Genomic DNA, 15,971 nt, shown 5'->3' with positions numbered 1-15,971 from the left:
TGACGCCAGCCCAATTGGCAAGCTTTGCCCATACATTCACCCATAGCCCACCGATATAACGAGGTGATCCAGTGATTAACCGAAGATTCGCATTGATTGTGTTATCGGCCGCTCTGTTCATTGGTGGTTGTAATCCCGCTTCGCAAACGGTGGATGCCGATGGGACCAAGTTAAAGGGAGCCGCGGAAGAGGGTGTGCAAAAGGATGTTTTACTGGCGCTTGAACCGGATGAAATGGACTGGGTGGGGCAACAGATTTTTCACAATGAGTGCGCCGGAGAGTTCCGTTGCCTTGTTCACTGGAACGATGGAGAGGCGTTTCCGTCGTTGGGCATCGGGCACTTTATATGGTACCCGAAAGGTGTAGACGAACCCTTTGTGGAGAGTTTTCCCAAGCTGATCCAATACATGGTTCAACGCCAGGCATCTGTGCCTGAATGGCTCAGGAAACTTGAGCCCTTTGATGCTCCCTGGCCCGACAAAGCCTCGTTCGAGGCTGTGGAAAATTCAGTCAGGGTTGCCGAGCTTCGGGAGTTTCTGGCAGGCACTCAGGGTATGCAGGCAGATTTTATTGTCCGGCGCGCACAGGCTTCGTTTGTGAAGATTGTCGAGTCGGTATCTGAAGACAGGAAAGCACAACTGAATGCCGATCTGGACGCCCTAAGCGCAACTCCGGGCGGTATCTATGCTTTGGTGGATTACGTTAATTTCAAGGGAGAAGGTCTTGCAGAGGCAGAGCGCTACAACGGAGAGGGTTGGGGGCTCACGCAGGTGCTTTTGGCCATGGAGCCTGATCCTGAAGTTACAACACTGCAGCGCTTCCGGGAAGCGGCCGCCAGAGTGCTGACTAAAAGGGCTGAAAATGCAGACAGCCCTATTGAGAGGACACGCTGGCTGAAAGGTTGGTTGAAGCGCCTCGAGACCTACAAGGAGCCGGACGGCGTTGCCAGCCCCGCAGCAGATACTGCCCATTAGCGAGCAAGCGCACTGGTAAGCAACTCTTTACCGGGCCTCTGGCAAGGTTCGAACATGAATATCCCGCTGCGGGAAGGGGATATTTATACCGGCTTCCATCAAGGCTCTTGTGATGGCAGCGTGTATTTCATGGGAAAGCGGCATGATGTCCAGCAGGTCTTTCACAAAAACCCGAACCTCAAAGTTGATGCTGCTATCTCCAAGGCCGACGCAGAAAACCGCAGGTGCAGGGTCATCCACAACTCGCTCATTATCGTGGGCAACTTGGGTCAGTATGTCCTGAACCTTATCTACGTCGGTGCCATAGGCAACGCCTACACGGAGGACGACACGGGTAATAGGGTCTGACAACGTCCAGTTGGTGAGGTCTTCGGTCACAAAGGTTTTGTTGGGAATAATCTGCTCTTTGCGGTCCCAGTCCACCAGCGTTGTAGCGCGAATGCGTATGCGCGAAACGGTGCCGGTAATGCCGTCAATCGTGACCGTATCGCCAACCCGGATAGGGCGCTCGAATAAAAGAATGATGCCCGATACAAAGTTGGCAACGATTTCTTGCAGCCCGAAACCAAGGCCCACCCCGAGGGCGGCAATCAGCCACTGCAATTTTGACCACTGCACGCCAATGACTCCAAGGCAGGTGATCACGCCCAAAAACACTAAAATGTAGGTGGTGATTGTGGTGATGGCGTAGCCAGAGCCGGGCTCCAGATTCATCCGGCTCAGTATTGTAACTTCCAGAGTTCCGGGCAGGTTTTTCGCTGCGAGCACTGTGCCAGCGGCTACCAAAACCGCGAGTAGGGCGTCGGCGAGTGTTATGGGCAGCGGGTCGCCACCTTGCAGGTCCGTCGCGATCGTCCACAGGGTAATCTCGTTAAACAACTGCAATGCAGGGATAACGCTGGCCCAGAGAAACAACAGGCCGGTCACAGACAAGCCAGACACAAGTATGCGCAGCAGGGAAGAGCTCTGCTGGCTGATATCTTTTAGATCCATTTCGGGCATGTCCAGATTGGGGAGAGTGCCGTCTCCGGTGGAATCCGATGCCTCCCGGGCTTCGGCCAATCTGCGCTCTGCCGCTCGCTGCTCCTTCAAACGCTCAAGAGTAAGCCTGCGCTCACGCACAGACAATGCGCGCAAGCCGGTGTAGTAGAGCAGTGAATTAAAAGCTAGCCAGCAAATTGTGATGAACAAATTGCGCTCAAGTTGCAGGGCTGTGTAGTGGTACCCAATCAGTGATGCGGATGCCAGCACTAGAGGCGCCGCAACTGCAATAACATGCAAGAAAAGCAGAAAGCGCCCGTGGGATTTGTAGGCTCTTACGCTCGTCATTATACGCTGAGCAAAGACAGCGAGCGCGATGGAAACCAGAGTGAAGAGAAGCCTGCCTAGGCTGTCATCAAATCTTGCGCCTTCTGGTGTTGAGCTGGCGGAGGTTGTGATAACCACAACGGGGATTACAAAGGCCATTAGTAGAGGCAATTCTCGGCGGATAACCAGCAGGGAGTTGGTGTTCCAGTGAAAGTGGCTTTCTCCCAGTCCCTGTTTTCGGGCAATATTGCGGATGAACGCGAGCAAAAACATGACAAAGCTGGCTGCTGTGAAGCCTTTAGAAAGTGCCGAGAAAAATGCGTTTCCTTCCATGAGAAGCAGCGCTGCAAGTGCGAAGGTCAGAACGCCGGGTAGAGCCAGAAGAATCGTGTTCACCAGCGCCAGAAGCGTAAACGCCGTTCGGTCATGGCCAACGTTTCCGATATGGCTGCTGTTGGATAGTAGATTGTCGATAATGGCCCTGCGCTTTGCCAGAAGCACTGTTAAGAGCAAAAGCAGCAGCGCAATGCGGCCTCCGCGGACGCTTACCGATTGCGTAATGGCTTCGCCCAATGCATTGAAGCGGAGTTGTGCAACAAACCATTTTGCGGACTGATAAAGCTCGCCCGCTGTGTTTGCGTTGATAACCTCGGCACTCGGAAGCCAAAACAAGCGTTGCTGCAATAGCTTTTGGTAGTCCTGTACCTGATCCTGAAGCGTTGTCACTGTGCTGTAGTAGTCATTGAGCACGTCTATATGCTCAGTGACTGCTTTATGAAGCGCGCGCAGCAGCTTGGAGCGGCGGCTTCTCAGTTGCCCTCCGGCCCCCTCATCCGGCTCTGCCAGAGCTTCAAATTCTTCCAGCCTTAATTGCTCTTCCCGGGCTGTGGAGAGTTTGTCTTCTATTCCTTCAATTAAGTCGCCTGCAATGCTTTGCCTTTGCAAGCGCTCCAGTCGCTGCTTTAAAAGTTCCGCATAGTTAGCCGTTAGGTTCAGTCCAGCTTTTTCAAGCCTCAGCTCAAAGCTCTCGTACTCGTCCTTCAGTCGAGTCAGAATGGATTCGGCGTAGGATAGCCGTCCCCGGCTTTCCCTGACTGCCGCCTGACGCTGTTCGAGCGAGGCCTGTAGTGCCCGAACCTGCTCCTGTATGTCGGCATCAACGGTGTCTGGTAGTTTTATTTCCGGTGGGGTGTCCGTGCTGGCTTCCAGCTCCGGTTGAACGGCTGGGCGAGCTTCTTCCGGTTTTTCTTCTTTGTTATCGTTTTGCTCCTGCACTTCACCTGATTGCTTGGCGGCGTCACCAGATTCTTCGGCTTGCGCAGAAAATGCCAGCATGCAGATTAGGAGCAAACGGGTCAGGAAGGTTGTCAGGATAGTATAGCGGGGCGGGCGCTGCTTCATGTTTTGCAATCCTCGTAGGTTGCGCCTCCGAACCTCTAAGCAGGCGGGTTTCAGAAACTTGAGATCGCGGCCTTTTTCAGCTCAGGCTCTTGCCCGGGGGTTGCCTCCAGCCACCAAACGTTTTTGTCCCAGTCTCCCAGAACAATCCGCTTAGCGGTTTCGCCGTTTACTTCTAAGCTGTGTACGGCAGGCCTGTGGGTATGGCCATGAATCAACTGCGGCACCTTGTAAACTTCCATGGTGCGCACAACGTCATCAGGCGTAACGTCCATAATGTCTTCTGCTTTGCCTTGGTTCGTTGCCATGCTCATTTCCCGCAGTTGCCGCGCCATTTGCTGGCGATCTTCGAGGGGGCGGGCCAAAAGCATCTTTTGCATCTGGGGGTTGCGCATTTTTGCGCGAAATTTTTGGTACTCTACATCAGCCGTGCAAAGGCTATCGCCGTGCATGAGCAAGGTAGGTGTGCCGTATAAATCGATAAGCGTGGGGTCGTCAAGTAAGGCAGCGCCCGCGCGGGCGCAAAACTCCTCGCCCAGCAGGAAATCCCGGTTGCCATGCATTAGGAAGATGCGTGTGCCACTGTCGCTAAGAGCACGCAGTGCTTCTGCAGTTTGATCTTGCAGCGGGGTGCGCTCGTCGTCTCCGATCCAGGCTTCAAAGAAATCGCCAAGTATGTATAGCTGCTCGGCGCCTTGAGCCTTACTTTCAAGAAAACGAAGAAACGCCCCGGTGATGTCGGGGCGCGTCTCTTCCAAATGCAGATCGGAAATAAACAGCGTGGTCACGCCGCGCCTCCGTCCTCTACAACACTGGCTTTCTCAATCACTACGTCTTCGTAGGGTACATCTTGATGACCCGCGTTCATGGTTGTGCGCACGGCCCGGATTGCGTTAACCGTTTCCATGCCTTCTACGACCTTGCCGAACACGCAGTAGCCCCAGCCTTCTGCATTTTTTGCGGTGTGATCCAGAAATCCATTGTTCTCCACGTTAATAAAGAACTGCGCCGAGGCTGAGTGAGGGTCCATGGTGCGCGCCATGGCAACGGTGCCTTTCATATTGCTCAGGCCGTTATCGGCTTCGTTCTTGATAGGCTCACGGGTTTTGCGTGCGGTCATGCCGGGCTCAAAGCCACCGCCCTGAATCATGAAGTTGCTGATAACTCGGTGGAAAATTAGGCCGTCATAAAATCCGTCACGGACGTACTGCTCAAAATTCTTGGCGGTTTCGGGTGCTTTTTCGTAGTCCAGTTCCAGCTTGATATCGCCGTGATTGGTTGTCAGCAGAATCATCAGGGTTTCCTGTTCGTAGGGTTAGAATCGGTTAAAGCCGGTATTGTACTCAAGAGTTTCCGGTGATGCATGAGTCCGGCCCGAATTTGTGAGTATAATAGCCGGTTTACGACCCACTTCTTTTAACAGAGATTGTATGAGCGCCGAGCCGAAGAAAGCCCATAACTTTATTCAGAGCCTGATTGAAGACGCCGTTACCAAAGGCGAGCATACCGGTCAGGTTGTGACCCGCTTCCCGCCTGAGCCCAATGGTTACCTGCACGTTGGCCATGCGAAATCCATCTGCCTTAACTTTGGTATTGCCCAGACGTTTTCCGGTGTGTGCAATCTGCGGTTTGACGACACCAATCCGGAGAAGGAGAGTCAGGAGTATATCGATGCCATCAAGCAGGACGTTGAATGGTTGGGTTATACCTGGAATGGAGATGTGCGTTATGCCTCTGATTACTTTGATTCCATTTATTACTTTGCCGAAGAATTGATTGAAAAGGGCAAAGCTTATGTGTGCGCGTTATCTGCGGAAGAAATGGCGGAGTACCGTGGCACTCTAACAGAGCCGGGCAAAAACAGCCCTTACCGCGATCGCCCTGTTGAGGAAAGCCTGACGCTTTTCCGTGACATGCGTGACGGAAAATTCCGTAACGGCGAGCTGGTGTTGCGGGCGAAAATTGATATGGCGTCCCCCAACATTAATCTGCGCGACCCCATTCTTTATCGTATTCGCTATGCCGAGCATCATCAGACGGGCGATAAGTGGTGCATCTACCCGATGTACGATTTTACCCACCCCATTTCCGATGCCATGGAGGGAATTACTCACTCCCTGTGCACGCTGGAGTTTGAAGACCATCGCCCCCTCTATGACTGGGTGCTGGAAAATATTACCGCGCCTTGCCAGCCGCGGCAGATAGAGTTTGCTCGCCTGAATCTGAACTACACCATTACCAGTAAGCGTAAACTCAAGCGTCTGGTGGATGAGCGTTTGGTTGATGGCTGGAACGACCCGCGCATGCCTACGATTTCCGGTATGCGCCGCCGGGGCTACACGCCGGAATCCCTGCGTACCTTCTGTGACATGATCGGCGTTAACAAGGCCGGCGGCACCGTGGATATGGGTATGCTGGAGTTCGCTATCCGGGAAGATCTGAACACCCGTGCTCCCCGCGCTATGTGTGTTATGCGCCCGTTAAAAGTAACACTGACCAATTATCCGGCTGACAAAACAGAAACCTTGGTGCTGCCGGTGCACCCGCAGAATCCGGACATGGGGCAGAGGGAAGTTATCTGGAGCCAGACTCTGTTTATCGACCGGGAAGATTTCGTTGAAGAAGCGCCGCGCAAGTGGAAGCGTCTGGCCCCGGAACAAGCGGTTCGCCTGCGCGGTGGCTATGTGATGACCTGCAAAGAAGTGGTGAGAGATGCCAGCGGCGAGATTGTTGAGCTGCGTTGTGAATACGATCCGGCCACTCTGGGTGTGAACCCGGAGGGTTATAAGCCTAATGGCGTTATTCATTGGGTGTCCGAAAGCAACAGCGTGGATTGCGATATCAATCTTTACGATCGTCTGTTCAACCACGAATCACCGGACAGCGATAAGGAAGGCGATTTTCTGGATCATGTCAATCCACAGTCACTGGTGGTTCTCAAGGGCGCGCGGGCAGAGCAAAATTTGGCAAAGCCGCTTGCAGATCTGCCGTACCAGTTCGAGCGCGAAGGGTACTTCTTTTGCGATCAGGAACTGACTGCCAAAGCCGGCAAGCCGGTATTCAATCGCACCGTTACCTTGCGGGATTCCTGGGGTAAGTAAGGGATAGCATTCGGGAGACCAGCTTTGATCAAGATTTATAATACGCTCACTCAGCAAAAAGAAACCTTCACGCCCATCGAGTCTGGCAAGGTTCGCATGTATATGTGCGGGATGACGGTTTACGATTACTGCCATCTGGGCCACGCCCGGGTGCTAGTGGCGTTTGACGTGGTATCACGCTACTTGCGTAGCCGCGGGTACGATGTGACCTATGTTCGCAATATCACCGATATTGATGACAAGATTCTTCGCAGAGCTGAGGAAAACGGCGAGCCGTTCACTGAGCTGACCGAGCGCATGATTGTCGCGATGCACGAAGATGAAGCTAAACTCGGTGTGCTACCCCCTAGCAAAGAACCCCGTGCTACGGATTACATCGCTGAGATGATTGCGATGATTAAAACTCTGATTGATACCGATCATGCCTACGTGGCTGATAATCGAGATGTGTACTTTTCCGTAGAATCTTTTGAAGATTACGGAAAACTCAGCAAGAAAAAACTCGAAGACCTGCTGGCAGGCGCGCGCATTGATGTTCAAGAAGCCAAGCGCAGCCCGGCGGATTTTGCGTTGTGGAAAGCAGCCGGTGAAGGCGAAGTGAGCTGGCCTTCGCCTTGGGGTAATGGTCGGCCTGGTTGGCATATTGAGTGCTCTGCCATGTCGACACACTGCCTCGGTGATACCTTTGATATTCATGGTGGCGGGCCGGACTTGATGTTTCCCCACCATGAAAATGAAATAGCCCAGTCCGAGTGTGCCACCGGGCACAGGTTTGTGAATACTTGGATGCACGCGGGCGCCATCCGTGTGAACAAGGAAAAGATGTCCAAGTCCCTTGGCAACTTTTTCACCATTCGGGAAATACTGGAAACTTATCCGTCTGAGGTAGTCCGCTTCTTTTTGGTTTCCAGCCACTACCGTAGTCAGGTCGACTATTCCGAAGACAATCTTGCAGAAGCGGGGCGTTCTTTGGCCCGGCTTTACCATGCGTTGCGTGGCATAGAACCGATGAGCTCAGAAGATGTGCCGAAAACAGAGCATGACCAGCGCTTTGTTGAGTTAATGAACGATGACTTTAACTGCCCGGGTGCCATTTCCGTTTTGCACGGGCTTGCCAATGACATAAATCAACACCGCCGTGAAGGTCGTGAAGATGAAGCAAGGCAAGCGGCCAGGGTAATGATCAGGCTTGGCGATGTTCTCGGGATTTTGCAGCAAAATCCTGATGCGTTTTTCCAGGCGGATACCGTTGGCGAGCTGACTGCAGAAGACATTGAGGCGAAAATCCAGGCCCGTGCGGATGCTCGGAAAGCCAAAGACTTTGCAGGCGCTGATCGCATTCGTGATGAGCTGGCAGAGCAGGGCATTATTCTGGATGACTCCCGTGAGGGGACAAGTTGGCGGCGTAGCTAACGCCGATACCAAGGTCGTGTTGTGCTCAGGGAAATGACCTTGTAGGGAAGTTCCCGTATAATGCGGCCTTCGATTTTTCGAGCCCGACTGCTAAATAACTGTTGGGACAGGGCTAACCCACTGAGGCTAAAAACGATGACAGAGCGCGTACAACTCGGCGGCATTCAGGTCGCAAAGAATTTGTATGACTTCGTTAATAACGAAGCAATTCCGGGCACCGGACTGGATGCCGATAAATTCTGGGCGGAATTCGACAAGATCGTTAACGATCTGGCGCCCCGTAATCGTGAATTGCTGGCCAAGCGTGAGTCCATCCAGAAACAAATGGATAGCTGGAATCGCGACCACAAGGGCCAGAAGCTGGATATGGCTGCCTACAAAAGCTTCTTGAAAGAAATCGGCTATTTGGTTGACGAGCCAGCGGATTTCCGTATCTCTACGGCCAATGTTGACCCGGAAGTTGCCACCATGGCAGGGCCTCAGTTGGTAGTGCCCATCATGAATGCCCGTTTTGCACTTAACGCGGCAAACGCTCGCTGGGGCAGTCTCTACGATGCACTTTACGGTACGGATGCCATTTCGGAAGACGGCGGCGCAGAAAAAGGTCGTGGCTATAACCCGGTCCGAGGTGCCAAGGTCATTGAATTTGCCCGCAACCTGCTGGACAACTCTGCACCTTTGGCGGCAGGTAGCCATAAAGATGCGGCCTTGTACCAAATTGTTGATGGCAAACTGGCTATTAAATTGCAGAACGGTGACGTGACTGGCCTCAAAGATGAGTCTGGTTTTGTGGGCTACACCGGGGCGGCTGACGCACCTAACGGTATTCTGCTGGTCAAAAACGGCATGCACTTCGAAATCCAGATCGACGCCACTCACCCGATTGGCAAAGACGATGGTGCTCACGTTAAAGATGTACTGATGGAGTCTGCACTGACTACCATCATGGATTGCGAAGACTCGGTTGCCGCTGTGGACGCTGACGACAAAACCCTGGCCTACAGCAACTGGCTCGGCCTTATGAAGGGCGATCTGGAAGAAACCTTCGAGAAGGGCGGTGAGCGCCTGACCCGTAAAATGAACCCGGATCGTGAATACACAGCAGCCGATGGTAGCGAGATCAAACTGAAGGGTCGCAGCCTGATGTTTGTTCGTAACGTGGGCCACTTGATGACCAATCCGGCCATTCTGCTTAAAGACGGCAGCGAAGTACCTGAAGGTTTGATGGACGGCCTGCTTACCTCCTTGATTGCCATTCACGACCTGAAAGGCAAGGGGAAGTTCCAGAACACCGCAACCGGCTCTGTGTACATTGTTAAGCCTAAAATGCACGGCCCCGAAGAAGTGGCGTTTACCAACGAATTTTTTGGTCGTGTTGAAGATGCCCTTGGTCTGCCGCGCTTTACCCTGAAAGTCGGCATTATGGACGAAGAGCGCCGCACCACCGTCAACCTGAAGGCTTGTATTCACGCTGCTAAGGATCGTGCTGTATTCATCAATACCGGCTTCTTGGATCGTACCGGTGATGAAATGCACACGTCCATGGAGCTTGGTCCCTTCATTCGCAAAGGTGAAATGAAGCAGGCGGCCTGGATTGGCGCCTACGAGCAGTGGAATGTGGATATTGGTCTGGAAACCGGCTTCCGTGGCGTTGCCCAGATTGGTAAAGGTATGTGGGCTATGCCGGATTTAATGGCGGGAATGCTTGAGCAAAAAATTGGTCATCCGAAAGCAGGTGCCAATACGGCGTGGGTACCCTCTCCAACGGCAGCTACTCTGCATGCTACCCATTATCACCAAGTGTCTGTAGCCGATATTCAGAAAGATCTGGAAAGCCGCGCCCGCGCCAGTCTGGACGACATTCTCACCGTGCCGGTGATGGAAGATCCGTCCAAGCTGACAGAAGCAGATATTCAGCAGGAGCTGGATAACAACGCTCAGGGTATTCTGGGTTACGTTGTGCGCTGGATTGATAGTGGTGTGGGTTGTTCCAAGGTGCCCGATATCAACGATATTGGCCTAATGGAAGACCGCGCAACCCTGCGTATTTCCTCGCAGCATCTGGCTAACTGGCTGTACCACGGTATCTGCACCGAAGCGCAGGTTGAAGAGACCATGAAGCGCATGGCGCAGGTCGTGGATAAGCAGAATGCCAACGATCCGACATACCGTGCTATGGCGCCAAACTACGCGGACAGCATTGCGTTTCAGGCTGCCATGGATCTGGTTTTGAAAGGTCGCGAGCAACCAAGTGGCTACACTGAGCCGCTGCTGCACGCTTATCGCCTCAAAGCGAAAGAGAAGTTCGGCCAGTAGTATTGGCTGACACTAAAAAACCCGCTTCGGCGGGTTTTTTAGTGTCTGTTCAGGGAGTGAAGATTATGGGCGCCGAACAATTACTCGCTGTGCAGTTCGTTTGCTGCGTAGAGGGTGTTTTGAAGGAGGGTGGCAATCGTCATGGGGCCCACGCCACCCGGCACTGGTGTGATGTAGGCTGCGCGGGTCGAGGCAGCTTCGAAGTCCACGTCGCCTTGCAGTTTGCCGTTTTCCATACGATTTATACCCACATCAATCACGGTTGCGCCAGGCTTAACCCAGTCGCCTTTAATTAGGCCGGGTTTGCCTACCGCAGCAATCAAAATATCGGCTTCACGGACAAACTTTTCTAAATCCGGTGTGAAGCGGTGGCACACTGTGGTGGTTGCGCCTTTGAGCAGTAACTCCATGGTCATAGGGCGGCCGACAATATTGGATGCGCCTACAATCACTGCGTGCTGCCCTTTGTAGGGGGTATCGATGCTATCGAGTAGGGTAATCACGCCAGCCGGTGTGCATGGCCTGAGTGCAGGCTTACGCTGCACTAGGCGCCCTATGTTATAGGGATGAAAGCCATCTACATCTTTATCCGGTCGAATTTTCAGTAAGATCGGGTCTGCATCCAGATGGCCGGGCAGTGGAAGCTGAACCAGTATTCCGTCTACTGCAGGATTGTCGTTAAGCTCATCGACCAGAGCTTCTAATGCTTGCTGTGAGGTGTCTGCAGGTAGGTCGTAGGACAGCGAAAGAATGCCTGCGGCATCACACGCTTTGCGTTTATTGCCTACATAAACTTCGGAAGCCGGATCGTTTCCCACTAGCACCACAGCTAGGCCGGGCGCGCGCAGGCCCTTGAGGGTGCGGGCTTCTACGCCAGCAGCGACTTGCTGTCGCACTGCGGCGGCAATTTCTTTTCCATTGATCAGTTTGGCGCTCATGTTTCGTCTTGTCGGTTGGCATGGGTAAATAAAAGGGGCAGTATTGTCTCACGCTTGTCGCCTAACTCCAATGAGTGGGGCGCTGGGTATAGCTGCGGTTTGCGGGGCAGCCGAGTTTGAAAATAACTGATTTAAGAGAGAATTTGATTTTCTTTGTTGACGGATCGATTTGGCGACGGTAATATGCGCGCCAACTTTGCTGATGCAGATGTTGTTCAGTTTAAACGGGGTATAGCGCAGTCTGGTAGCGCGCCTGCTTTGGGAGCAGGATGTCGGGAGTTCGAATCTCTCTACCCCGACCATTTTCTGAATGTTCAGCTAGGCCAACGGTCAAGCGCCCGTAGCTCAGCTGGATAGAGCATCGGCCTTCTAAGCCGAGGGTCGCAGGTTCGAGTCCTGCCGGGCGCGCCATTAAAGCGTCGGCTTGATCGAAGCTGATTTAGCACTCATGTTTCGGTGCTAGGTAAGTTGAACAGCAGCTTTAGAAAGCTGTCGGAATATACCGAAAGGTATGTCTCTATGTGGTGGACGTAGCTCAGTTGGTAGAGCTCAGGATTGTGACTCCTGCGGTCGAGGGTTCGATCCCCTTCGTCCACCCCACTTTTTGTTTAAAATCCGGGTTGTGGCGAAATTGGTAGACGCGCCAGATTTAGGTTCTGGTTCCGAGAGGAGTGGGAGTTCGATTCTCCCCAACCCGACCATTTTAAAAGGCTCTTAGAGATGATCTAAGAGCCTTTTTTCTTTTCAGTTTGCCCCGATACCCCTTTGTTTTTCAGTTTTTGCCCCAAACTCCTATTCACAGAGTGTGTCGCTGTTATCACGAACTCTGAAACTACCTTGGTAGGTGATTCTCTCGCTGGGGTAAACCGTGATAAACTGTCGGCTTTTAATTTTGGGTCCTTTCCGGGAAAGTCTCCCAGAAATGGACTTTTGGTTTTAATTTCATCCACATACCGAACCCGAAATTTGAGGATCTTCCATGCAAGTGTCTGTTGAAACGACCTCCAACATCGAGCGTCGCATGACGATTGGTGTGCCCGCCCAGGAAATTGAACAGGCGGTTCAGAAACGCCTGCAGGAAACTGCGCGCACTGTGCGTCTGAATGGTTTCCGCCCTGGTAAGGTGCCCATGAGCGTGGTCAAGCGTCGTTTCGGTGACAGTGTTCGCCAGGAAATTGTCGGCGAAATTATGCGCGACAATTACATTAAGGCACTGCAGGAGCAGGATATTAATCCGGCGGGTTGGCCAAAGCTTGAGCCCAAAACAATGGAAGCTGGCAAAGATCTGGAATTCGTTGCCATCTTCGAAGTGCTTCCTGAAATTGAATTGGGCGACCTGAGCAAAGTCTCTATCGAGAAGCTGACTTCTGAGATCACCGACAAGGATATCGACACCATGATCGATAATCTGCGTCGCCAGCAGGCCACCATGAAGTCTGTGAAGCGCAAGTCCAAGAACAAGGACGTGCTGACCATCGATTTTAAAGGCTTCATCGATGGTGAAGAATTCGAAGGCGGCGCCGCAGAAGGCCACAAGTTGACTTTGGGCTCGGATCAAATGATTCCGGGTTTTGAAAAAGCGATTGTTGGTGGCAAGGCCGGTGAAGAGCTGGAAATCGAAGTGACCTTCCCAGAGGACTATCACAACGAAGACCTCAAAGGTAAGCCAGCAAAGTTTGAAATCAAAATTCACGAAGTTGAAGAGCCTCAGCTTCCTGAATTAAATGCCGAGTTCTTCACCAAGTTCGGTATTGAGGCAGAAGACGAAGCTGCGTTCCGTGAAGAAGTGAAAAAGAACATGGAGCGCGAGCTCAAGCAGGCTGTGTCTAACAAGGTTAAAAATGACGTTGTAGACGGTCTTCTTGAATCAACTGAGTTCGAGGTTCCTGCTGCACTAACAGATCAGGAAATTGACCGCCTTCGTCAGGACGCAGTTCAGCGCTTTGGCGGGCAGGTAGACTTTCAGCAGTTGCCCAAAGAGATTTTTCAGGAGCAAGCTGAGCGTCGCGTGAAGACCGGCCTCTTGTTCCAGGAAGTTGTTAAGGCAAACGATCTGAAAGTTGACGCTGCCAAGGTCGATGAAAAGATCCAAGAAATTGCGTCAACGTATGAACAACCTGACGAGGTTATTGCTCACTTCAACGGTAATCCGGAGCAAAAGAGTCAGATTGAGTCTTCTGTACTGGAAGATCAAGTTGTTGACTATGTTCTCTCTCAGGCTAAGGTCAAAGAGAAGAAAGTTAAGTACGAAGAAGCCATTCAGGCAGGACAGCCCCAGCGCTGATAAGGCGGGGCATTGGTGTCAGGGCCAGATATACTTCTGGTCCGGGCTGGCCGAACAGAGCTAACAGCCGGCATGTCCGGCTGTTTTCATCTTGGCTTGCGACTGGCACAGTAGAAGATACAAGAATACTGAAGTAGCCGTGGTGTAAAACCACGTTCCATCTGTCCATAAGGAGTTCAGGCGCATCATGATGCAGAAACCGATTGATGATCCCTCAATGCTTACCAGGTCCGCTCTGGTGCCGATGGTTATCGAGCAGACCGCTCGTGGAGAGCGTTCGTTTGATATTTATTCCCGTCTGCTCAAGGAGCGGGTGATCTTCATGGTTGGGCAGGTGGAAGATCACATGGCGAACCTGATCGTGGCTCAGCTTCTGTTTTTGGAGTCTGAAAATCCGGACAAAGATATCCACCTCTACATCAATAGCCCGGGTGGGTCCGTAACAGCTGGTATGTCCATTTACGACACTATGCAGTTCATCAAGCCGGACGTCTCAACTCTGTGTGTTGGCCAAGCTGCTAGCATGGGTGCCTTCCTTTTGGCTGGCGGCGCGCCTGGTAAGCGTGCTTGTTTGCCTAACTCGCGGGTTATGATTCACCAGCCTTTGGGCGGTTATCAGGGGCAGGCAACTGATATTGAAATTCATACCCGTGAAATCCTTAAAATTCGACATACGCTGAATTCCATACTGGCCCACCACACCGGTCAGGATTTGGAAACGCTTGCAAAAGATACGGATCGCGACAATTTTATGGATCCGACGCAGGCTAAAGAGTACGGGCTTATTGACTCGATACTTGATAAGCGCGTACCGAATAAATAATACTGGTAGTAATAGCATCACCCCTGGCCAGCGCCCGACTATCTGAAGCGCTGGCAAAACGAGATCAGAGGTATTTCAATGGCAGATGAAAGAAACGGCAGAGGCGACGATAACGGCAAGTTGCTCTACTGCTCGTTTTGTGGAAAGAGCCAGCATGAAGTCCGTAAGCTCATTGCAGGGCCTTCGGTGTTCATCTGCGACGAGTGTGTCGACCTGTGCAACGATATCATCCGTGAAGAAATTCAGGAGAATGCACAGGAGGAGCCGAGTGATCGCCTTCCGACGCCGGCTGAAATCCGCAATACGCTGGATGAATATGTCATTGGTCAGGATCGTGCCAAAGTTGTACTCGCAGTAGCGGTTTATAACCACTACAAGCGCCTCCGTTATGGTGAAGGCAAGGGCGATGTCGAGCTTGGCAAGAGTAATATCCTGCTGATTGGGCCGACTGGTAGCGGTAAAACACTGCTTGCCGAAACACTCGCGCGTATGCTCAATGTACCCTTCACTATCGCGGATGCCACAACGCTTACCGAAGCAGGCTATGTGGGTGAGGATGTTGAGAATATCATCCAGAAGCTACTCCAGAAATGCGACTACGATGTGGACAAAGCCCAGCGCGGTATTGTGTACATTGACGAGATCGATAAGATTTCTCGCAAATCTGATAACCCGTCCATCACCCGGGATGTGTCGGGTGAGGGTGTACAGCAGGCGCTGCTGAAGCTGATCGAAGGTACGGTTGCGTCAGTGCCGCCTCAGGGCGGGCGCAAGCATCCGCAGCAAGAGTTTCTGCAGGTTGATACCAGCAATATGCTATTCATCTGTGGCGGTGCGTTTGCAGGGCTCGACAAGGTTATCCGTGACCGCACCGAAAAGAGCAGTATTGGCTTCTCGGCAGCAGTCGCCAGTCGGGAAGAAAGCAAAAATACTGGTGATGTTATCAAGGATGTCGAGACCGAAGATTTGGTTAAGTACGGTCTGATTCCTGAATTCGTCGGGCGTTTGCCGGTCGTTGCCACTCTGATGGAGTTGGATGAAGATGCTTTGGTGCAAATTCTGACAGAGCCGAAAAACTCCTTAACCAAGCAGTATCAGAAACTGTTTGATATGGAAGGTGTAGAGCTGGACTTCCGGGACGACGCACTGCGCGCAGTTGCTGGCAAGGCACTGGAACGCAAAACCGGCGCCCGTGGCCTTCGTTCCATCATGGAAGCCACGCTGCTGGATACGATGTATCAGATTCCTTCTGAGCACGACATCTCCAAGGTGGTGATTGACGAAAGCGTGATCAAGGGCGATTCAGAGCCGTTCAAGATATACGCTAACAACGATCACGCTAAAGCAGTGCCGGATGATTGATCCGGCCCCACTGAAAAGTGGTTAGCGACTTAGAGATATAAAAAAGGGGCGGGA

Annotated in this window: 11 protein-coding genes and 4 tRNA genes; 11 read left to right on the top strand and 4 right to left on the bottom strand. The window is 52.4% G+C overall.

Annotated features, from left to right (window positions below):
• Nucleotides 1–71: 71 nt before the first annotated feature.
• Nucleotides 72–974 (top strand): hypothetical protein, encoded by a 903-nt coding sequence (locus tag FE845_RS01620; RefSeq protein ID WP_200361362.1) that lies wholly within the window; start codon nucleotides 72–74, stop codon nucleotides 972–974.
• 27 nt (nucleotides 975–1,001) lie between these two features.
• Here FE845_RS01620 and FE845_RS01615 read toward each other — a convergent pair whose 3' ends face one another.
• From FE845_RS01615 to FE845_RS01605, 3 genes are read right to left on the bottom strand one after another with little or no spacing between them, the layout of a single operon-like run.
• Entirely contained in the window at nucleotides 1,002–3,683 is a 2,682-nt protein-coding gene (locus tag FE845_RS01615) for a mechanosensitive ion channel domain-containing protein (protein ID WP_200361360.1), read from the bottom strand.
• A gap of 50 nt (nucleotides 3,684–3,733) precedes the next feature.
• Nucleotides 3,734–4,468: a UDP-2,3-diacylglucosamine diphosphatase gene (gene lpxH, locus FE845_RS01610; protein WP_200361352.1), complete on the bottom strand. Its 735-nt coding sequence runs from the start codon at nucleotides 4,466–4,468 to the stop codon at nucleotides 3,734–3,736.
• Nucleotides 4,465–4,974, bottom strand: coding sequence for a peptidylprolyl isomerase (locus FE845_RS01605; protein WP_200361350.1), 510 nt, complete (start codon nucleotides 4,972–4,974; stop codon nucleotides 4,465–4,467). Before FE845_RS01605 ends, lpxH begins: the two co-directional genes overlap by 4 nt.
• 136 nt (nucleotides 4,975–5,110) lie before the next feature.
• Between FE845_RS01605 and FE845_RS01600 the strand changes: the two genes are divergently transcribed.
• From FE845_RS01600 to FE845_RS01590, 3 genes are all read left to right on the top strand, one after another.
• Nucleotides 5,111–6,781: a glutamine--tRNA ligase/YqeY domain fusion protein gene (locus tag FE845_RS01600; RefSeq protein WP_200361348.1), complete on the top strand. Its 1,671-nt coding sequence runs from the start codon at nucleotides 5,111–5,113 to the stop codon at nucleotides 6,779–6,781.
• A 24-nt stretch (nucleotides 6,782–6,805) separates the two neighbouring features.
• Complete coding sequence (cysS, locus tag FE845_RS01595) at nucleotides 6,806–8,194, top strand: cysteine--tRNA ligase (RefSeq protein WP_200361346.1); 1,389 nt, start codon at nucleotides 6,806–6,808, stop codon at nucleotides 8,192–8,194.
• Nucleotides 8,195–8,329: 135 nt separating this feature from the next.
• Complete coding sequence (locus FE845_RS01590; protein ID WP_200361344.1) at nucleotides 8,330–10,510, top strand: malate synthase G; 2,181 nt, start codon at nucleotides 8,330–8,332, stop codon at nucleotides 10,508–10,510.
• 80 nt (nucleotides 10,511–10,590) lie between these two features.
• Here FE845_RS01590 and folD read toward each other — a convergent pair whose 3' ends face one another.
• Nucleotides 10,591–11,448, bottom strand: a complete 858-nt coding sequence (gene folD, locus FE845_RS01585; protein ID WP_200361342.1) for a bifunctional methylenetetrahydrofolate dehydrogenase/methenyltetrahydrofolate cyclohydrolase FolD — start codon at nucleotides 11,446–11,448, stop codon at nucleotides 10,591–10,593.
• A gap of 225 nt (nucleotides 11,449–11,673) precedes the next feature.
• Between folD and FE845_RS01580 the strand changes: the two genes are divergently transcribed.
• The 7 genes from FE845_RS01580 to clpX all read left to right on the top strand — a co-directional run bounded on the left by FE845_RS01580 (nucleotide 11,674) and on the right by clpX (nucleotide 15,917).
• A tRNA-Pro gene (locus tag FE845_RS01580) sits at nucleotides 11,674–11,750 on the top strand.
• Between the two features lie 32 nt (nucleotides 11,751–11,782).
• Nucleotides 11,783–11,859 (top strand) — tRNA-Arg (locus tag FE845_RS01575).
• Between the two features lie 113 nt (nucleotides 11,860–11,972).
• Nucleotides 11,973–12,048: transfer RNA gene (locus tag FE845_RS01570), tRNA-His, on the top strand.
• A 16-nt stretch (nucleotides 12,049–12,064) separates the two neighbouring features.
• Nucleotides 12,065–12,149: transfer RNA gene (locus FE845_RS01565), tRNA-Leu, on the top strand.
• A 278-nt stretch (nucleotides 12,150–12,427) separates the two neighbouring features.
• Complete coding sequence (gene tig / locus FE845_RS01560) at nucleotides 12,428–13,732, top strand: trigger factor (protein ID WP_200361340.1); 1,305 nt, start codon at nucleotides 12,428–12,430, stop codon at nucleotides 13,730–13,732.
• 187 nt (nucleotides 13,733–13,919) lie between these two features.
• Complete coding sequence (gene clpP / locus FE845_RS01555; RefSeq protein WP_200361338.1) at nucleotides 13,920–14,555, top strand: ATP-dependent Clp endopeptidase proteolytic subunit ClpP; 636 nt, start codon at nucleotides 13,920–13,922, stop codon at nucleotides 14,553–14,555.
• Between the two features lie 78 nt (nucleotides 14,556–14,633).
• Nucleotides 14,634–15,917 (top strand): ATP-dependent Clp protease ATP-binding subunit ClpX, encoded by a 1,284-nt coding sequence (clpX, locus tag FE845_RS01550; protein WP_200361337.1) that lies wholly within the window; start codon nucleotides 14,634–14,636, stop codon nucleotides 15,915–15,917.
• Nucleotides 15,918–15,971 lie beyond the last annotated feature (54 nt).

The organism is Marinobacter sp. 1-4A, assembly GCF_016597725.1.
Taxonomy (GTDB): Bacteria; Pseudomonadota; Gammaproteobacteria; order Pseudomonadales; family Oleiphilaceae; genus Marinobacter.
The sequence above is the reverse complement of the archived record's forward strand: the minus strand, read 5'-3'. Positions and strand labels throughout refer to the sequence as shown.